Raw genomic sequence first — 19,830 nt, 5'->3', positions numbered from 1 at the left:
TCTGTGACATAGAATTTACTCTTTATTTTTCTATTTTTTGGATATTAGCTGCCTTTTTTTAATTTCTGTTCAATCAATTCAATAACCTGACGAAAATATTTTGTTAGATTTGTTTCTGCCACATTCTCTAAAATACTTCCGATTTCCGTCAGTACTAAAAATGTTGTAAATACTTGAACTAACGTGAATTCAAGTTGAACATTATTTTTTGCTAGAACGATATCGACGACGCCAGTCAAAATCAATAAAACAAAATGGCTAAGCTTCTTCCACAGGCCTTGCCAGCTCAAATTAGAATACCAAGTTCTTTGTACTTTCGCTTTTAACCAACCAGTGAATAAATCTAATAAAATCAACAAAAAAAAGATATGAATCAATTCTTTTTCTGTTTCAAATAAATGTATAAAAATCCCCATTTTACTAAACATTATCTCCCTCTTAACTGATAACTTCGCAACATTTTTCGTAATAGAATTTACGTGAAGCCAATCCATTGTATCCACCATTTACTTTAAATGTTACTTGTTCAACAGTAGGTGATAATAAGCAGAAACTATTCATCCCATTGACCTCCCACCAATAACCAGCGCTTGACCATGGGTATCTTTCAGCCACATAAGTTACCCCTTGCTTGACAACTTCTGGATCTGCGATCGATAAAGAAAACTGGGTATAATTATAACGACCAGTTAGTTGAATAAACCCTGCTCCTTTGAATTTTCTGCCATCACCGCTAGAAACATTTCCAAGATCACTACGACCTTCATAAGCATCTCCAGAAGCAAGCTCTATGCGCCATTTTCCACAACTTGACTCGTGGCTACACTGGCTAATAAAATGCTGTAAACTATTAAGTTCAGTGATGTGATACACGTTGATACACTGATTTAAATCGTGGATCAGTTGCTCTGAAAGATTGCTCCATCCAATTGCTTCAAGTTGGCTCCTAGTAATCTTTCGCGTAAGTGTATCATTCGACTCTTTCATGATCATCAGCTCTTGCCCAACTAAAATAAAGTCAGGATTTTTGATTCCATTCCATTGTTGTAATTGACTAACTGATACCCCAAATTTTTCACCAATCCTACTTAACGAATCTCCAGATTTTACAACATACTTCATTTTGATTCTCCTCTCAAAATTTTTGCGTATTTAAATACGTTTAATATGTCGGTAAAATGAAGAAAATTGTGACAAAAAAGCATCGGCAGAATACCGATGCTTTAAATCGCTTATTTATTTAATGACTTATAAATAGATTGAGCACAAAAAATACTGGTTTATGGAATTATTTTTTTCATAGGATACATAATGACTTGATGTTCTTTCACTTCCTCGCTGAATAAAAACAATTTATCTGCTTCGATCCTGTACTTATGATCTTTGATCACATTCGCATAGTTCACACTTGCTGGATCTGGCTCTAAATAGAAGTTATCTTGATTAACAGAATATATTCCAGCATACTCTATCTGCCCAGACAGATTGATTCGCTGTACTTCACCAGATTCATTGAAGATCAAGATACCTCCACCTTCTAGTTTCCAAGAATACTTGATCAAGAGATCGTGTAACTGGTCTTGGGAGATATCACTTTTTATTTTTAATTTTTGATAGGCTTCATCGACTTGTCCAGGACCAGGAAATGCTTTTTTATATTCCTCGAATGTTAAATCGTCTGAATCAGCTATTTCCTGTGATTGAGTGCTTTCTTTTGTTTCCGGAACGCTGTCACTCAATTCAAATTGTCTTGTATTTGTTTCGCCACTACAGCCAGCCATTAATAATAGAAATAGCAGGATGGATATTATTCGCTTCTTCATTCTATTTGATCACTCTCTCTTCATTTCAAAAAATAGAAAGAGGCTTCTTCCCAAACAGTCTATTTTTAGTTTAGCAAATCATTCTTATCAGCAACACTCAGCCATAACCTTCTATACCATTGCCACTTTGTATCAGAAATGTTGAAGTATCTATAGTAATATCCTCCATCCCATACACCAGTTCCATAATCTTGCACATAATCACCTAAAAAATAAAACTGATTATAAGACATTATTGCATGGATACCCGCAATGCCATTGTCCTCTATTGTAAATAAAGGTGCTAATTCGTTGCATCTTATCCCACTAGCTGACGAAGTACTACCTGAACTAGGATTATAAATTTGAACTGAGAACCCTGTTGCGTTAATACTATATAATTTAGCCTTTGGTAACAACTCTTCTGCAATGCTTAAATTATCTTTTGGATTTTTATCTTCTCCTTCGATGATATATGTTCCAGCTTTTGGTTTTTGTATTGTCAACTTGTCTTTTGAAAAAGGTAGATTATCTACATCAATCCCCTGTTCTTCAAGTTGTTGTACTGCTTTTTGGTTATCTTCTTTCGAAATAACAATACTTTCAGGATCAATTGCTCGAATTGCTGCATCTGCAACCTCAGTATGCATTCCACTAACTATCAAACCAAACAGCATTGTAAACCCCATCAATACTTTCTTCATCTTTTATTCTCTCCTTAATCTTCAATTATAATTCATTACCAAGCATGTTTACATTTTCGATTTTAGAAGATATCTTCATCAATATAATAAAGTATTCGAATAAACTATGGCTTCTTAATTATATATATTTATATAATTATAAATATATATAATTAGTTATTTAACATTCAAAGATTTCCTGCTCATTTTTGTTAACTTATTCTACTTTTATGTAAACGAATTAGAAAGTATTAATATAAAATTAAAAATGATTATTACGTTATTTAAATAGGATACTCCTTATAATATTATCTATTTTAAACTTTATGCTCTAGTCTATTAAAAAAAGCTTTTAGCGTATTTAGAATCTCACAGATTTCAATTTATTATTATTTAGTTTAAGAATAGATAGTCTAAAAATATACACAATATTCTTAATATAAAATTAATAAATTTCTATAGTTATTAAATAAATCTTCCACTTAAATCTCCTAATTTTATGTTTTTTTATCTTTTCTGCCATATATAATTTATTTATTTTTTTCACACAATATAAAATTTTATTTTCCGAGCTAAATTATACAAAAAAACAGGTTGATGAAGAGTAAATTATTCATTAAATATTATGCAAATATAATGATTAATAAAAAATATATGTTTTTTTATTTCTTAGATTTATACTTCAAGAGAACAAATAAATAAGTAAAGGAGTCAATCATGAAAAAAAATCTTTTCTTTATTTTGTTTTTTGTCAGTACTATTTTTTCTGGGTACAAGGTTTTTGCTGGTGAGCAATTAGTAGACAACGATGCAGCTGCAGGGCAACCGGGTTTGAGTCATATTATGTCAGGGAATTGGACGTGGATCTCATCAGGTTATTTTGGAGACGCAAGGATTAGTTACGACAAAAGTGGTGCATTTTATGCGTATGGCTTTAACCCTACAAATAGAACAAATGTTGTGAATTTTTACGCATATTTAGCTAATCCAGCATTCGAGTCAACAGCTGCTTATAATGTTGCTTCACCGCCAGGGATAGGTGAAGGAAATACTATTGAACAATACTATGCTGCTGTAGGATGGAATTGGATTGGTGATTTGGGTGCCACTAATTGGAACCTAGCTGCAAATGTTGGGAAACCTAATAATGTGAATATTCAGGGTGGTCTGGGTGCAGATGCATTCAAAGTCACATGGTAAAAGGAGATAACTATGGAAAAACAAATAAGAGGAGTTATTATTGGTTTAACGCTGACAACAATTTTTGCAAGTTCTGCTTATGCCGTCTTAGCTAATCAACAAACGGATGTACAAGTTAAGTCTGAGAGCAAAGTAATCACGACTTCTCCAGAAGAAGAAAAACAAACAACAATTGAAATACCTACTGTACAAATAGAAAATGAAATCACAACAAAACAAGAGGCAGTCTATCGAATGATCAATGCCATTGATTATTATCACAGTATCGAGATTCATTTTTCAGCGACTAAAAAAGCAGGAGAATTAATTGAATCAATTCATCTATCAGCTATTAATCTATCTAATAATCATCTCACGAAAATCGATACTACTTATTCAGCAAATAATCGAAGCACCCTTTTTTACGACAACGGCAATATTGAAACGGAAAATTTTGATTCAAATGATAAAAGCTTAGGCATAGATACTTCCTTTGTTATGTTAGAAGGAGCATCTAGTAATCATTCTATGACATTAGCCGATAGTATAAAAATTGGTGAGGACGGAGAAAAATTGTACAAGGCAAGACCAGATGCAAATTATTATAGCAATGCAAAAATAGTTGCATTACCTTCCGATTTAGCAATTAACTTATTAGAGGATGAATCTATTTATGAACTTACAGGCACTGAAAAAAAAGCTGGACGAAATACAGTAGTTTTAGAAGGTAGTTTATCAGACGCCAATCAAGTCAGATATCAGTCTGATCATTTTAAACTAAATATTGATGCCAAAACTGGTGTTTTACTAGGGATGAGCTTTACTAACAATGGTATTGAAAAAGACTATTTAAACGTTTCGTCTGTTACGTTCGATCAACTTCCTGAAGTCTTTAAGTCTAATTAACAATAAATAGGTGATTCCTGTATCAAATCATTTTGATAAGATTGGTTCTTGAAATAATAAGCGCCGAAGGACAAGATACATTATGTAATTGTCCTTTGGCGCTTGTTTTAAATAAAATGATATATGATTTATTTGTAAATACTTTCCCTATCTACCCCAAACTCTTCGTCAATCGCCGCAATCCTTCTTCCAATTTCTTAAGTGGGCATCCCACGTTCAATCGCAAAAAATTGTGACTAGCTTTCCCATATACTTCGCCTGACATGATTGCAACCTTGCCTCGTTCGATCATTCGTTGCTGAAGTTCTTCCATAGTGAAAGGGAGTCGGGCGCAATCGAGCCACATCAAGTAGGTGGCTTCGCTTTTTGTCACAATAATTTCTGGATGATGTTGTTTGAGGTACGTAGTGACAAAAGCAATATTGTCATCAATGTACTGATTGAGTTCAGTGACCCAGTTGCTTTCTTTTTCATACGCCGAAATCGTAGCAACTAATCCAAAAACACTCGTGGAACCGAGGCCATCAGCTTCTTTCATCTGTTGTAAAAACCGCTGGCGCAAGGACGAATCTGGAATCAATCCGTAAGAAAAAATCAATCCAGGAAAATTAAATGTTTTACTTCCTGATGTGACGACTGCGACATTTTTTTGGATCAATTCCGTCAGTGGTTGATGGTGTTGTCCCTTTCTGAGAATATCCATGTGGATCTCATCCGAAATAATGAACACTTCGTTTTTTTGGGCAAGCTCGATGATGTTTACTAATTCTTTTTTGGTCCACACTCTACCTGTTGGATTGTGGGGACTACACAATAGCAAAATTTTATTCTCGGGTTGCTCAAATTGGCGCCTCAAGTCCTCAAAATCCAATTGATAGGCACCTTCTTGATAAATCAATTCATTGCTTACCAGTTTACGTCCATTCCCAGCAATCAGTTTATAAAAGGCATCATAAGCAGGCGTTTGGATAATCACACCTTCTCCGGGTTTACTTAATAAACAAATCAGTTGCTTGATGCTATAGATGACGGAAGGACTGTAAACCAACCAGTCCTCGTCGATCTGGTGTCCAAAACGTTCTTTGTACCAGTGGGTGACTGCTGATTTGAAATCTGTGTGATTCCAACGAGTATAGCCAAAAATTGGATGTCTTAACCTTTCTTGTAGCGCAGCTTCGACGCCTATTGGTACTTTAAAATCTGTATCAGAAATCGTAAATGGCAAGAGATCATTTTTACCGAAGCGGTCTTCAATATAATCCCATTGCGTACAATACGTCCCTTTACGATCGATTTGTTCATTGAAAGACATCTTTCTACACTCTCCCGATTTCAGAACGACAAGATGTCATCCAGTTGATTTCTAACAGTCGTCACTTTTGTTCCTATAATGACTTGTACATTCGTATCATCCAAATGGACCACGCCTAATGCACCTAATTTTTTCAGTCGGTCATCATCAACGATCGATCCGTCATTCACCACTAACCTTAGACGTGTGATGCAATTATCTAAAGAAGTGATATTTTCAGCACCGCCTAAAGCAGCCAAGATTCCTCGTGCATCAACTGTGCCTTTTCCTTTATATGTTACTTCTTCGTCTGTATATTCTGTCTCAGCAGTCATTTCTTCACGTCCAGGGGTCTTTAAGTTTTTGCGTAAAATCACTGTTTTAAATGTAAAGTAATAGATACCAAACCAACAGGCACCCACAAGTAAAACCAACCACCATTTAGTATAAGTCCCTTGCATGACCCCGAAAATAATAAAATCTAAGATACCGCCATCGGTGTTCCCGATCGTTACGCCCAACAAACTCATGACCATAAATCCGGCACCAGTCATCAACACATGGAATCCCCATAAGAGAGGACTGACAAATAAGAAGAGAAATTCGATTGGTTCAGTGATCCCTGTTACAAAAGTCGCAATCACACCTGAAATCAATAATCCTTTGATTTTTGCACGATTCTCTGGCTTTGCGGTTTGATATATCGCTAAAGCCGCTGCGGGAAGACCAAACATGAATGTCGGCATTTTACCTTGTGAAAGAAAAGCAGTGGCGCTAGGTGAAATCGCCAATCCTTGTTGCAATTCATTATAAAAAATATTTAGTGCGCCAAAGACTTCTTGCCCATTGATGACCTGACTTCCTCCAGCTTCTGTAAACCGGATCATCGATACTAAAATATGATGTAAGCCAAATGGCAATAAGAGCCGTTCTCCAGAACCGAATAAGAACGGGCCAAATGCACCAGAGCGTTGGATCAAATTTCCGATCCCAGTGATCAACATGGCAAAAAGTGGCCAAACCATCGGAATCAACACGCCAACAATTGCTAAAGTTACTGAAGTAATGATGGGTACAAAACGTGTCCCTGAAAAAAAGGCAAAACTATCTGGTAATTGGAATTGATAGAATCGCGTATGGAGCTGATAAACGATCAGCCCGACAATGATCCCTCCCAGAACACCCATAGATAATGTTTGGATACCAAAAACCATTTCTTGACCAGCTTCACGTAATTGTTCACTTGCTGCCAATTGATTCGTTTCTTGCAAATAAAAATTGATCGATAATTGCATCACTACATACCCAACAAACCCAGAAAAAGCAGCCACGCCTTTTTCTTTACGTGCTAAGCCTAAAGGAATCGCCATGGCAAACATCACAGGTAAATAGCTAAAAGCAAAGCCACCAATCGTCGACATAAAGCGAAACATCACCTGTAACCAAGCAGCACCTAAAAATGGAAAAGCAGTAATTGCTGATTCAGCGGAGAACGCACTCCCAATCCCTAAGAACAATCCCATGAAAGCTAACAGTGCGACTGGTAACATGAACGTTTTGCCTAACCCTTGAAAAATCTCCATCCAACTTGCTTTCTTCCCTTTTTGCATCCCTTTTCCCCCTTACTCTATTTCTTACTCTTAAAATGTAAGCGATGACAAAGGTGGTTGCAATACTTCCTGTCCATGTAGAATGGGCATTCATAAATTAGAATCTCCATTCTGAGAAGTAACTTGTTTCGCATAATGGATCATCAAAATATCTAACAAGATATCCATTGAAACTCTTGGACTCAAATCAATATTCTGATGATAGATCGTCAACATTTCTGCAATAAATGCGACCGTCGACAATTCTTCTAAAGAACTTGTCGGTTGACCAATAAAAGACAGCAGAGGAACATTTCGCTCCTTTAGTCGTTTAGCATAATCGAGCATTCCTAATGTTTCCCCACTATGACTAATAAAAATAGCAAGATCTCCTTCTCCTAGTTGTTTACTCACTGCTAGCAATTCGTCCCAATCGGTTGAATGCCCCACATTTTTACCAAGAAAATGCAATTTTCGATTCAGGGAAACAGCGACCGGGATACTTTGCCCTACAGCAAACAGTTCAATACGTTGTGCTTCTTTAATCATATGGACTGCGCGATCGATTTGTTTCGGTTCGATTTTTTCTAACGTCTCCGTAAACTGACGAAGGATTTCATTGATCAATGGTTTGAATTCATCCGAAGCATCAGTAGAATCACTCGTTTCTTCTAATGACCGATAACTTTTAAGGGCAAACTTAAATTCTTGAAATCCTTTAAAGCCAAGCTTTTTTGCCATTCGAGTGATAGTCGATTGGCTGGTAAATGTTTCACTCGCTAATTCTTCGGCTGTCATGGAGGAAACTTTTCTTGATTGATGCAAACAATAATCTAAGATATTTTTTTCCACTTGATTTAATTCAGAAAATTTATATTGGATTCTCTTATAGAATTGATTCATCTCTTTCTCCTATTCTGGCAGTTTTTCGCCAATGAACGATATGGTCTGTTTTCTTATCTATTCTACCGGAGAACGCGATGAAAAACGAGTCTACAGATAAATTCAGACATACAAAAAAATCCACAAAAATCGGTAATATGATTTTCGTGGATTCTGTGTTGTTCCTTGAAATAAATCGCTGGATATGATTCTTTATTTTAGCGCTTGTGCAGCTGCTTCATCTAAAATCACTGTGATATTGGGATGAGTCATCAAGATCGATGCAGGAATCTCCTCTGTTACTGGTCCTTCGATCACTTGTTTGATGATCTCTGCTTTATGCTCCCCGTTAACGATCAATACTAACTGTTTCGCTGCCATGACCGTCTTTGGTCCAAATGTCACAAAGTAATCACCAGGTTCTTCTCCCAGATGTTCTTTTAACGATTCATACATCTGATCTCCTGGAATGACTGGAATGCTATAAGTCTCCTTACTAAAGTCCGTATATCCAGGCATGTTTCCACAAAAATGACCATCTTCCCCAAGCCCCATCAAGACTAGATCCAAGCCACCCGCTTGAGCAATTTTTTTGTCAATCTCCTGATAATTCTCAATCGTCAGTTCGTGAATATTTTCAGTAGCAACTCCGATAGGATCATAAAGGGCTTTTTTCAGTCCTGACATAGTCAAACCATACTGCTTATCCTTCAGCGCCACTTCATCAAAATTATAATAATGGATCATTGATGTATCCATCTGTAGTTTACTAAGCGTCTCCACCAAAATCTCGTAGGCCATCTTAGGCGAATTTCCTGTCGTCAAAGATAAATTCACTCGTTTTTTCTTCAACATTTTTCCCAAGACGATTCCCGCCGTTACATCACTCAGTGTTTCATAATCCTTCGCAATTACTAAATCCATTGCTGTCCACTTCCTTTCACTCATTTAGTTAAAGTGTAACAGTGTCAGGATGTTTTTGATAGCGTTTTCTTTTATGTGAAAAAAATTTCGAAATAGAAATACTAGTTACTTTTCTAACTTCCTTAGTAATTTCAATGATTTCTCTTCCTTATAACACAAAAGAGTCTATCAAATAAATGACAGACTCTTTTGGTTAGCCGCACAGCAACTCTTCTTTATGATTATCTAAATTTTATCACTAAAAAAACTACTGTCAATAAATTGTCGTTTATTAATAATTCTAACCTAATTGCAAAAAAATAAAGAGCGTAAGTGATTATTTTCTATCCTAGTCCAATATCTACTTGTTACTTATTTTTCCATTTTTTAAAATCTCTGCCCACGTTTCTGCCCAAGAAAACGAAAACTATTAAAAAAACACCGTCAATATCTTGGTATAAACCTTGATATGACGGTGTTTATCTAGTATGCCAGCTGCAGGGATCGAACCTGTGACCTACGCGTTACGAGTGCGTTGCTCTACCAACTGAGCTAAGCTGGCGTTTCCAAGAAAAATTATAGTCGTTATGTTAAGAAATGTAAAGGGGTAATGTGGAAGATTTTTCTACTTTCATGATTTTTTTCAAAAAATGTGCTATAATTATAGATGAAAGGCAGGTTTTATGAAAATGGCAACTTTTGGAAAATTTGAAACAAAGGTCGAACCGTCAGAATTTGGAGAAAAATTTACCACTGATACACATGTTACCTTTATGATTCACGGAAAAACGCAAACCGGAACGATTTCCAAGCAATTGAAAAACTCTGCTGTTGTTGCAATTGATGAAACTAATGAGAATGCCGATTTGATGACCCAAAGTAAAGGCGTCGTCATTATCAATTACAAAGATATGAGTAAGATTTAGTTTTTTCAACCATCCATCAAGTGGATGGTTTTTATTTTGGCTGAATGAAATAAAAAAAATCTGGGAAGACCCCAGATTTTTTTGTATAGCTCATTTTTCCTATTTAGTACCAAATAAACGGTCGCCGGCATCGCCTAGACCAGGAACGATATAGCCTTTGTCGTTTAATTTTTCATCTAATGAAGCAGTATAGATATCAATATCTGGATGTGCTTCTTGTAAGGCTTTAACACCTTCTGGAGCTGCAACAAGGCAAACAAATTTAATGTTTGAAGCGCCACGTGCTTTCAGAGCATCGATCGCCATGATCGCTGAGCCACCTGTCGCTAACATTGGATCAACTACGAATAATTGACGTGCGTCGATATCTTCCGGTAATTTAACGAAATACTCGTGCGGTGCCAATGTTTCTTCATCTCTGTATAATCCGATGTGGCCGACTTTAGCTGCTGGGATCAATTCTAAGATTCCGTCAACCATTCCAATACCTGCGCGCAAGATTGGGATAATGGCTACTTTTTTACCAGACAATGTTTTTTGTGTTGTTTCTGTGATCGGTGTTTCGATGACAATGTCTTCAAGTGGCATATCACGTGATACTTCATATGCCATCAGCATAGCGATTTCATCAACAACCTCACGGAAAACTTTTGTACCACAATTTTTGTCGCGAATAATCGTTAATTTGTGTTGGATCAATGGATGGTCGATTACTTGAAATTTGCCCATTTTTTTGTCTCCTTTTTCTCTCGTTTCTTTTTAATTGTAAAACAAAATCACTGACTTGACTAGTCTAACCCGTCATTTTCCTAAAGAAAATCAAAGAAATAAAAAAACAAAGCGGTGTTCTTTTTAAAATCAGCAAAAAATAACAAAAACGCCTGAAAATCAGACGTTTTTTGTTATTTTTCTGATTTATTAATGGATAAAGATGACAAAAAACAACTAGTTTTTTAGCCATTCTGTGGAAAGAGTCATTGCTGCTCGTGTCGCATTGGTTTGGTCCATCGCATTTACCATGACAAAATCATGGATGATCCCTTGGAAACGTACTTGCGTAACTTCCACACCAGCTTCACGAAGTTTTCTAGCATATGCTTCTCCTTCATCTCTTAACACGTCCGCTTCACCAGTCAAAATCATTGCAGGCGGTAAACCTGTCAATTCTTCTTTACTTGCACGTAGAGGTGAAGCAGTGATTTCTGCTCGTTTCTTTTCATCTGTCGTATACTGATCCCAGAACCATTGCATCCCTTCTTTTGTTAAGAAGTAATTCTCTGCAAATTGGTTATAAGAATCTGTATCGAAATTTGCATCAGTTACAGGATAGTATAGTAATTGTTTTTTGATTGGTAATCCTTGACGTTGCTTTGTAAGGATCGTCATCACCGTTGCCATATTCCCACCTACGGAATCCCCAGCGACTGTCAAGTTTTCAAGATCCAAGCCTTTAGACTCAGAAAGCTCCGCAAGTTTTTGCAAAATCGCGTAGTTTTGCTCGATGGCAGTAGGATATTTTGCTTCTGGTGAACGACTATACTCAGGAAAAATCACGATCGAATTTGTACGAACAGCCAATTCCCGAATCAATTTGTCATGTGTTTTGGCACTACCAAATACCCAACCAGCACCATGTATATAAAATATGACAGGTAATTTTTCTACATTTCCTTCAGGACGGATAAAACGCACATTGATTTGTCCCCAATCATTGGTATCCATTTTCAAATCCTCGATATCCACAGGTAATTTTTCCACAGAAGAACTTTGAACTTCTTCTAGAAGATCACGCCCTTCTTCCGGAGGTAATTCATAGATACGCGGGTGCGGTGCATTAGCATCACTAAACTCAATTGCTTCTTTTTCTAATGAAATTCGATCAGTCATACGGATTCCTCCCTAAATTGAATGCAACAAATAAAATTACACCTCATATACTAGAGAGCAACCAGACAAAAGTCAAAAAATCAGATTGAAAGAGGTTGTGAAAGAAGCGCTCAGCACTAAGGAATAAGACAGAAAAATTAAAAATGGCTATTTCATTTTTTATTTTTTTGGCTTATGACCGAAGTGTTGCTTCTTGAACACCGTTTATCTAGGTTGTGAGCAAGCCGTTCAGCTCCAAGTATTAAGGCAGAAATTGAGAAAATATCTTCTCATATTTTTTCAATTTTTTCCTTAATATCGAAGGAGCTGGCTTGCGAACAGCGTTTATCTAGGTTGTGAGAAAGTCGCTCAGCTCCGAATAATAAGACAGAACTTGAGAAAATAGCTTCCCCATATTTTTTCAAGTTTTGGCTTATTATTGAAGGAGTTGACTTTCGAACACCATTAATCTTAGGTTGTGAAAGAAGCTCTTTGACCTGAGCAGTAAGATGGAAAATCAGAAAATAGCTTTTCATATTTTTTGAGTTTCCAGAGAGCCATCTAACACTTCAACAACCAGAAAAAAGGTGAGACAACCAAACAGCTACATGCCTGATTGTCTCACCTTTTTCTATTCTCTTACCTTCTTATTGATAACTCTTAGTTATAAAATTTTTATTTTTTATATAATGGAAATTGCTCTGTTAATTCACGGACGCCTGCACGAACTTCTTCTAATTGTGCTTCGTCATCTTTTGCCTGTAAAGCTTTGACGATCAATTCAGCTACTTTTGCCGCATCTTCTTCGCGGAAGCCACGAGTCGTGATTGCTGGTGTCCCGATACGGATACCGCTTGTTTTGAATGGGCTTAGTGTTTCAAAAGGAATCGAGTTTTTATTGACGGTGATATGAACACTGTCCAAAATCGCTTCTGCTTCTTTTCCGTTCAATTCTAAGTCACGTACATCGATCAAAATCAAATGGTTATCTGTGGCACCTGAAATCACTCGGGTACCAATCGATTGATTGAATACTTTTGCCATGGCTTTTGCATTGGCAATGACTTGTTCGCTATATTCCTTAAATTCAGGAGTCAATGCTTCTTTAAAGGCAGCAGCTTTTCCGGCAATCACATGCTCCAAGGGGCCACCTTGGATGCCTGGGAAGACTGCGCTATTGATTTTTTTCGCCAGTTCTTCATTATTCGTTAAGATCATCCCACCACGAGGTCCTCGTAATGTTTTGTGAGTAGTAGTTGTTGTGATATCGGCATAAGGGATTGGGCTTGGATGAACACCCGCTGCAACTAAACCTGCAATGTGTGCCATATCGACCATCAATTTTGCCCCGACTTCATCCGCGATTTCTCTGAATTTTGCAAAATCGATCGTTCGACCATAGGCACTTGCTCCTGCTACGATCAGTTTTGGTTGATGTTTTCTCGCTAAGATGCGTACGACATTATAATCAATGACTTCTGTTGTCGGATCTACGCCATAAGCAACGAAGTGATACGTTTTTCCACTAAAATTGACTGGAGAGCCATGTGTCAAATGTCCGCCAGCAGAAAGATCCATTCCTAAGATCGTATCCCCCGGTTCAACTAACGCAAGATATGCAGCTGTATTGGCTTGTGATCCAGAGTGTGGTTGAACATTGACAAAATCGGCACCAAATAATTCTTTGGCACGATCGATCGCCAGATTTTCAACGATATCCACAAATTCACACCCACCATAATAGCGACGTCCTGGATACCCTTCTGCGTACTTATTCGTCAAAATACTTCCTTGTGCTGCCATCACAGCTTCAGAGACAAAGTTTTCAGAAGCGATCAGCTCCAGATTGTTTTCTTGTCTTTCCTCTTCTTTTGCGATTGCTGCCCATAAATCAGGGTCAAACGTTTTGTAGTCTACCACAAACAACAACTCCTTATTTATTTATGTGTCAACTTCTCTAAATTTCAAATGATTGTTCAGCTTATTTGTCTTTTTTTGATGTTGACCAAACATTACTAGCTAAGAATACGAACATTATTTCATAAATAGCTATTTTAGTTTGTTTCCTAGATTGTATCACAGAATGATTTTGCAGCAATCACTTCTGGATCATTTTTTATAATAATTTTGTCCTGCGGCTTTTTTCAACCGATTCATATACGCAATACCCAGACCTTCTTCGGGTGCAACTTGTACTAAAATCAAATCAAGAACTAATCGATCATCATCTAAGCCGCGTAACCCCGCAAACAACCCTTTCGTTGCTGCCTCTACTGAATCATCGTAATACATATACACCGCGGCGACATCCTTGCGTACTTGATCAGCAATTGTTGGTCCAGCTAAAACACCGGTACGTAGTTTTTGTTCTTTTGTCCAGATGATCGCCTCTGGCCAATCCGTTTTTTCAACCATCAGTACTCGAGTATCAGGTGAGTAATGTTTGTATTTCATCCCCGGAGATTTCGGTGTTTCAGATTCTTTGACCAAATGGCGGTCTGTCGCCACTGGACTTTCAATGACAACTTCTAGTTGCTCTTTCGTGATTGCTCCTGGTCGTAAGATCATCGGCGGTGCAGATGGGTCACTCAGATCAAGTACCGTTGATTCCACACCGATCCTCGTCGCACCATCGTCAATGATTCCTGTGATTTTCCCCTTTAGATCATGAAAGACATGGTCTGCTGTTGTTGGACTCGGTTTACCTGAAGTGTTGGCACTTGGCCCGACAAGTGGTACACCTGCTAATTGGATTAATTCTAACGTTTTCTTGTTATCTGGCATGCGAAAAGCAGCTGTGGATAAACCACCAGTGACAATCCCTGGTAAACTACCTTTTTTGATGTGAAAAATCAAAGTCAGTGGTCCTGGCCAAAAGTTTTTCACAATTTGTTCTGTTAGTGGGTGAAAGTTGTCCACATACTCTTTTACTTGCTCGAAGGAGGCGACATGGACGATCAATGGGTTGTCTTGTGGTCGACCTTTCACTGTAAAGACCTGTTTGACAGCCTCTGGCAAAAGGGCATTAGCCCCTAATCCATAGACAGTTTCCGTTGGAAAAGCCACTAGATTCCCTCCTGCTAATTCCTTCGCAGCTTCATTCAGTTGTGTTTCATCATATTTAATTGTTTCCACAGTCTATCCACATCCTCTTTTTTCAAAATCCTTGTTTCATTCCATTTCTTTCGGCAGTTATACACAATCTGTTGATAACTAGTTTGTCAATAGTGGATAAGTATGTTGATAACTAAAATATTCGTTTTCATCCTTATCAAATCAGTGTTTTTTTATTATAAAAAAACAGAAAAAAATTTTTTCATCCACAAACTAATTGGTAACAAAAATCATCCGATCATTGCCTGCCATATCTTTTTTGATCCGTACTTTTTTTGTGGGAAAGGCTTGCTCCATGATTGCTTTGACAGCTGCCCCTTGTTGGAAACCGATCTCTAAAAAAAGTTGTCCATCGCTAGCTAGTAGTTGCGAAGCTTCCTTTGCGATTTTCTGATAGATCGCTAAACCATCTTCTTCAGCAAACAATGCCATCTTTGGTTCGTAAGTTCGTACGCTTTGATCCATCACCGACCATTCTGCTCGACTGATATAAGGGGGATTAGAAATAATGACATCAAAAGTTTGATCCATGACAGGTTCCAACGTATCGCCATGATAAAAGTTGATCGTCGTTTGTTCATGTTCTGCATTTTCCTTAGCAACAGCTAGTGCTTCTAAAGATAAATCAATTGCTGAGACCCGCCAATTTTTTCTAGCGGCTTTCAAGCTGATGGCGATTGCCCCTGTTCCTGTACCAATATCCACGACATTTAAGGTTTCTTCGCTTGTTTCTGCCAAACATAGTGCGACTAATTCTTCGGTTTCTGGCCGAGGAATCAAGGTTGCTTCCGTGACTTTCAAGCGGTGATCAAAAAATTCAGCATAACCTAATAAATAATGGGGCGGATAATGTTGTACTAGTCGTTGCATATCTGCATCGATCATGGCTTGATCCTCGGCTGTGATCGGTTCATTCATTCGCATGAGCCAATCCAGTTTCGTCCACTGCTTTCGTTCAAGAAAGACAAACTGGATATTATACCCTTCTACTCCTTGTTCTTCTAAAAAAGAAGAAGCCCGTGTGAGGACTTCTCGATAGGTTTTATCCATTTTGCATCTCTTCCAACTTAGATGTTTGGTCGTACACGATCAATGCGTCGACGATCTCATCTAGTTTTCCAGCTAGAATCTGGTCCAATTTTTGGATCGTCAAGCCAATACGGTGGTCGGTCACGCGATTTTGAGGGAAGTTATATGTGCGGATACGCTCTGAACGATCCCCAGTCCCTACCGCAGATTTACGGTTCGCATCATATTCGCTTTGTGCTTCTTGTTGGATCTTGTCATAGACACGCGCACGTAAGACTTTCATCGCTTTCTCACGGTTTTTCAATTGTGAACGTTCATCTTGCATCGCCACCACGATTCCAGTTGGTAAGTGAGTCAAACGTACCGCAGATGCTGTCTTATTGACATGCTGTCCACCGGCTCCAGAAGCGTGGTAAATATCGACGCGGATATCCTTGTCAGCCAGATCGATCTCTACTTCTTCTGCTTCAGGCATGACAACGACAGTTGCCGTTGATGTATGGATACGTCCTTGAGATTCTGTTGAAGGGACACGTTGGACCCGATGTGCGCCACTTTCATATTTTAATTTCGAATAGACATTTTCGCCTGAGATCATCATGATGACTTCTTTATAGCCACCGATCCCTGTCACACTTGCTTCCAAGACTTCTGTTTTCCAGCCTTGGCTCTCTGCGTATCGTTGATACATCGAGAAAAGATCCCCTGCAAATAGTGCGGCTTCGTCGCCACCAGCGGCTCCGCGAATCTCCATGATAATGTTTTTGTCATCGTTTGGATCTTTGGGAAGTAACAAAATCTTGATTTTTTCTTCTAGTTCTTCTTTTTCTTTTTTCAAATCAGCTAATTCTTCTTTAGCCATCTCTGCCATTTCGTCGTCTAACTTTTCGCCGAGTAATTCTTCTGTATCTTTGATCCCTTGAACAACTTCCTTGTAGCGACGATAAACTTCGACCGTTTCACGTGTATTTGCTTCTTCTTTTGAAAGCTGCATGAAACGTTTCGTATCTGAAATCACTTCTGGGTCACTCAGTAGTTCCCCAAGCTCTTCGTAACGGTCTTCGATTGATTGTAATTGATCGTACATGCTTAATCTCCTTCTGTGATCATCAATGGATGAAAATAGTGTTTTCGACATACGGGATAATAGGCTTCATTGCCACCAATTTGGACTTGATCTCCTTCGTACACCGGTGTTCCGTCTATATAATGTAAATTCATCATTGCTTTTTTATGGCAGAACCAACAGATCGTTTTCATTTCTTCGATTTTGTCTGCATAAAGCAATAAATATTTCGATCCTTCAAATAATTCATTTCTAAAATCATTTTTTAATCCGAACGCCATCACCGGAATATTGAGTTCATCAACGATTCTCGTGAATGCTAAGACATGTTCTTTTGTTAAGAACTGCGCTTCATCGATCAATACACAGAATGGTGGATGTTCCATCTGCTGGATGACTTCAAATACATCGGTCGTTTCAAAAATGGGAATTGCTTCACGTTTCAGCCCGATTCGGCTTGAAACTACGCCAACGCCATCTCTTGTATCGATTCCGCTGGTCATCAAAACAACCGGTTTGTTTTGTTCTTCATAATTATGTGCGACTTTTAAGATCTCGATTGTCTTGCCGCTGTTCATTGCGCCGTACTTAAAAAATAGTTGTGCCATGTCCTCATTCACCTTCCAGTTTGTTCCTATGGTATTATACTTGATTTTCAATCATTTTTACAGTGAGAATTTTCGAAGCGAGATTTCCCTAGTGTAAATGTTGGTATTTTCGTTATAAATCAATCAACTACCCGCACTTCTTTTGGTATAATCGAATGAAAAATAAAGGAGGGCTCTTATGTCCGAAATATTCCACCAAATGGCGAACCATTATGACACCCCCGAACGAATCCAATTAGCTGCTACGATTCGTTCAGCTGTTGAAAAAGAATTTTCTGCACAGACTCATGACCAGAAATTGATCGATTACGGTGGGGGAACTGGTCTTGTCACGTTACCCTTTGCCTCACGTTTTAAAGAAGTGATCATTATAGATTCAGCCGCAGGAATGCTAGCGATGGCTGATAAAAAAATCAAAGAGGCAAAACAAGCAAATGTACGAACACTTGAATTGGATGCTACAAAGGATTTGCCAGCAGAGAAAGCCGACATCATCTTACTATCTTTAGTCTTGTTGCATATTCCAGAAACGAAAGTCATTTTAAAACAACTTTCGCAAATGCTTCATCCAAGCGGAAAACTTTATATCGTTGACTTCGATAAGAACGAAAAGATCCAGCATCCAAAAGTCCATAATGGTTTTGACCACGAGGAGCTAAGAGAACAATTGAAGCTTGCTGGCTTTAAACCACGCTCAATCGAAACATTCCATCACGGAAAAAACTTGTTCATGAAACAAGATGCTTCTTTGTTTTTGGCTATAGCAAATAAAGAATAAGCATTTTCTATTTCTATAAAAAAACCTTTCATAAATACGCAAAACCCGAAAATAAAAAAATTATTCTCGGGTTTTTGATTATTTTAATTGAGTTCATATTTGTTTAGTTCTTCCACTGATCAATTAATTTGAACTATCTGTCGAAGTACTTGTCGAAGCTTCAGTTGACGCATCGGTCGAACTTTCGCTTGTGGATGGTTCCGTCATCAAGCCACTTAATACGTTTTTGAAATCTTCATCTTTGATTTTTACATTTGCTTTTTTCAATTCATTACGCACAGCTTCTTGTTGGAATGTTGGATCTGCTATTTTTGTCTCTGTTGCTATTTTTTCTAATTCATCTTTATATTTCGACATATCATTGCCTTTTTCTTGTTGTTTGACCATTTTCACAAGATAATATTCCGTGGCGTTCGTAGAGGAATTAGTCGCTGTGATAACATCAGATACTTCCTCATTTTTAAGCTTGAACGCTGCTTGTTTGACTTCTGCTGGCACACTTGTAGATTGCGAGTCAAAGGTGATTTCTCCACCCTTTTCTTTTGTCGCTTCATCGGTCGATTTTTCTTTGGCGATTTTAGCAAAGTCGCCCCCTTCATCGAGTGACTTTTTGATTTCCTTGGCTTCATCTTCGCTACTTACTTTGATCAATTGTGCCTCTACTTCTGGATGGAAGTTTTCCCACGCTGTTTTAAGATCTTCATCCGTCAATTCGACATTCGCTCGTAAACCTGCTTTGTAAGCTAACCCTCTTTTTATTTCTTCTTTGTAGGATTCAGTCGTATAGCCCGCTAATTTCAGTTGCGAATCGAAAGAATCACCGAGTGCTTCTTTGCTAGCGTTGTATTCTTTATCTACATCTTCAGCCGTAATTTTGTCGCCGTAATTTTCTTCAAAAATCTGGAAGATGATCAAATCTTGGACAGCGGTCTCCGCGCCCTTGATTTTTTTCAAGTGGTCCACTAGTTCCTGCTCTGAGATGGTACCGCCTTTATACGTCACTGCAGCTTGATCTGACGGATTTGTTGAACATGCAGAAAACAAAACCAGTCCTGATGATACAGCTAATATTGAGATGAATTTTTTCATGCTGTCACTCCTATATATTTTAATAGTTATTTATATCTATGTGTCTTTCACTTTAGCCTTACTTTATGAACAAACTTTGAAAATAACGTGATTTTATAAAAAAATTATACTTGATCACT

At 37.8% G+C, this 19,830-nt stretch carries 21 protein-coding genes and 1 tRNA gene; 4 read left to right on the top strand and 18 right to left on the bottom strand.

Annotation, left to right across the window (positions count from 1 at the left end):
• Positions 1-44 precede the first annotated feature (44 nt).
• The 4 genes from I2F89_RS07930 to I2F89_RS07915 form a co-directional block, all read right to left on the bottom strand.
• Positions 45-428 (bottom strand): phage holin family protein, encoded by a 384-nt coding sequence (locus I2F89_RS07930; RefSeq protein WP_195514159.1) that lies wholly within the window; start codon positions 426-428, stop codon positions 45-47.
• Between the two features lie 10 nt (positions 429-438).
• Positions 439-1,122 carry a LysM peptidoglycan-binding domain-containing protein gene (locus I2F89_RS07925; protein WP_195514158.1) on the bottom strand — a complete coding sequence of 228 codons (684 nt, stop codon included), beginning with the start codon at positions 1,120-1,122 and terminating at the stop codon, positions 439-441.
• 158 nt (positions 1,123-1,280) lie between these two features.
• Positions 1,281-1,823 (bottom strand): hypothetical protein, encoded by a 543-nt coding sequence (locus tag I2F89_RS07920; RefSeq protein WP_195514157.1) that lies wholly within the window; start codon positions 1,821-1,823, stop codon positions 1,281-1,283.
• Between the two features lie 65 nt (positions 1,824-1,888).
• The gene (locus I2F89_RS07915) at positions 1,889-2,506 is read right to left on the bottom strand and encodes a hypothetical protein (RefSeq protein ID WP_195514156.1); all 618 of its coding nucleotides are present in this window, start codon (positions 2,504-2,506) and stop codon (positions 1,889-1,891) included.
• A gap of 696 nt (positions 2,507-3,202) precedes the next feature.
• On the opposite strand from I2F89_RS07915, the gene I2F89_RS07910 reads away from it, so the two are divergent.
• Together I2F89_RS07910 and I2F89_RS07905 are read left to right on the top strand one after the other, a co-directional pair.
• Entirely contained in the window at positions 3,203-3,685 is a 483-nt protein-coding gene (locus I2F89_RS07910) for a hypothetical protein (RefSeq protein ID WP_195514155.1), read from the top strand.
• Positions 3,686-3,697: 12 nt separating this feature from the next.
• Positions 3,698-4,570: a hypothetical protein gene (locus I2F89_RS07905; protein ID WP_195514154.1), complete on the top strand. Its 873-nt coding sequence runs from the start codon at positions 3,698-3,700 to the stop codon at positions 4,568-4,570.
• Positions 4,571-4,721: 151 nt separating this feature from the next.
• On the opposite strand, the gene I2F89_RS07900 is transcribed toward I2F89_RS07905, so the two are convergent.
• The 5 genes from I2F89_RS07900 to I2F89_RS07880 form a co-directional block, all read right to left on the bottom strand.
• Positions 4,722-5,882, bottom strand: coding sequence for a MalY/PatB family protein (locus I2F89_RS07900; protein ID WP_195514153.1), 1,161 nt, complete (start codon positions 5,880-5,882; stop codon positions 4,722-4,724).
• A gap of 20 nt (positions 5,883-5,902) precedes the next feature.
• Positions 5,903-7,471 carry a maltose/glucose-specific PTS transporter subunit IIBC gene (malX, locus tag I2F89_RS07895; RefSeq protein ID WP_066025789.1) on the bottom strand — a complete coding sequence of 523 codons (1,569 nt, stop codon included), beginning with the start codon at positions 7,469-7,471 and terminating at the stop codon, positions 5,903-5,905.
• 90 nt (positions 7,472-7,561) lie between these two features.
• On the bottom strand, positions 7,562-8,353 hold the full coding sequence (locus I2F89_RS07890; protein ID WP_195514152.1) for a MurR/RpiR family transcriptional regulator: 792 nt from the start codon (positions 8,351-8,353) through the stop codon (positions 7,562-7,564).
• Positions 8,354-8,545: 192 nt separating this feature from the next.
• Entirely contained in the window at positions 8,546-9,256 is a 711-nt protein-coding gene (locus I2F89_RS07885; protein WP_195514151.1) for a glucosamine-6-phosphate deaminase, read from the bottom strand.
• A gap of 468 nt (positions 9,257-9,724) precedes the next feature.
• Positions 9,725-9,797, bottom strand: a tRNA-Thr gene (locus I2F89_RS07880).
• 121 nt (positions 9,798-9,918) lie between these two features.
• Between I2F89_RS07880 and I2F89_RS07875 the strand changes: the two genes are divergently transcribed.
• Complete coding sequence (locus I2F89_RS07875) at positions 9,919-10,161, top strand: hypothetical protein (RefSeq protein ID WP_019723878.1); 243 nt, start codon at positions 9,919-9,921, stop codon at positions 10,159-10,161.
• A gap of 99 nt (positions 10,162-10,260) precedes the next feature.
• Here the strand turns inward: I2F89_RS07875 and upp are convergent, their stop codons facing one another.
• The 8 genes from upp to I2F89_RS07835 all read right to left on the bottom strand — a co-directional run bounded on the left by upp (position 10,261) and on the right by I2F89_RS07835 (position 17,844).
• Positions 10,261-10,890: a uracil phosphoribosyltransferase gene (upp, locus tag I2F89_RS07870; RefSeq protein ID WP_010736621.1), complete on the bottom strand. Its 630-nt coding sequence runs from the start codon at positions 10,888-10,890 to the stop codon at positions 10,261-10,263.
• Positions 10,891-11,106: 216 nt separating this feature from the next.
• Positions 11,107-12,048: an alpha/beta hydrolase gene (locus tag I2F89_RS07865; RefSeq protein WP_066025792.1), complete on the bottom strand. Its 942-nt coding sequence runs from the start codon at positions 12,046-12,048 to the stop codon at positions 11,107-11,109.
• A gap of 269 nt (positions 12,049-12,317) precedes the next feature.
• A complete protein-coding gene (locus I2F89_RS07860; RefSeq protein ID WP_071866892.1) occupies positions 12,318-12,563 on the bottom strand; it encodes a hypothetical protein in 246 nt (81 codons plus the stop codon).
• A 139-nt stretch (positions 12,564-12,702) separates the two neighbouring features.
• Positions 12,703-13,947 (bottom strand): serine hydroxymethyltransferase, encoded by a 1,245-nt coding sequence (gene glyA / locus I2F89_RS07855; protein ID WP_104775824.1) that lies wholly within the window; start codon positions 13,945-13,947, stop codon positions 12,703-12,705.
• A 189-nt stretch (positions 13,948-14,136) separates the two neighbouring features.
• Positions 14,137-15,162, bottom strand: a complete 1,026-nt coding sequence (locus tag I2F89_RS07850; protein ID WP_086335121.1) for an L-threonylcarbamoyladenylate synthase — start codon at positions 15,160-15,162, stop codon at positions 14,137-14,139.
• A gap of 192 nt (positions 15,163-15,354) precedes the next feature.
• Positions 15,355-16,191 carry a peptide chain release factor N(5)-glutamine methyltransferase gene (gene prmC / locus I2F89_RS07845; RefSeq protein ID WP_195514148.1) on the bottom strand — a complete coding sequence of 279 codons (837 nt, stop codon included), beginning with the start codon at positions 16,189-16,191 and terminating at the stop codon, positions 15,355-15,357.
• The gene (gene prfA, locus I2F89_RS07840; protein ID WP_010736626.1) at positions 16,184-17,257 is read right to left on the bottom strand and encodes a peptide chain release factor 1; all 1,074 of its coding nucleotides are present in this window, start codon (positions 17,255-17,257) and stop codon (positions 16,184-16,186) included. Before prfA ends, prmC begins: the two co-directional genes overlap by 8 nt.
• A 2-nt stretch (positions 17,258-17,259) precedes the next feature.
• Positions 17,260-17,844 (bottom strand): thymidine kinase, encoded by a 585-nt coding sequence (locus tag I2F89_RS07835; RefSeq protein ID WP_010736627.1) that lies wholly within the window; start codon positions 17,842-17,844, stop codon positions 17,260-17,262.
• Between the two features lie 178 nt (positions 17,845-18,022).
• Between I2F89_RS07835 and I2F89_RS07830 the strand changes: the two genes are divergently transcribed.
• On the top strand, positions 18,023-18,622 hold the full coding sequence (locus tag I2F89_RS07830) for a class I SAM-dependent methyltransferase (protein ID WP_195514146.1): 600 nt from the start codon (positions 18,023-18,025) through the stop codon (positions 18,620-18,622).
• A gap of 123 nt (positions 18,623-18,745) precedes the next feature.
• On the opposite strand, the gene I2F89_RS07825 is transcribed toward I2F89_RS07830, so the two are convergent.
• A complete protein-coding gene (locus I2F89_RS07825; protein ID WP_065097033.1) occupies positions 18,746-19,711 on the bottom strand; it encodes a peptidylprolyl isomerase in 966 nt (321 codons plus the stop codon).
• Between the last annotated feature and the right edge of the window lie 119 nt (positions 19,712-19,830).

The sequence above is a fragment of the Enterococcus sp. 1001283B150225_161107_E12 genome (assembly GCF_015556925.1).
Classification (GTDB): Bacteria; Bacillota; Bacilli; order Lactobacillales; family Enterococcaceae; genus Enterococcus_B; species Enterococcus_B mundtii.
Note: the sequence above shows the minus strand (reverse complement) of the source record. Positions and strands in the feature narration are given on the sequence as shown.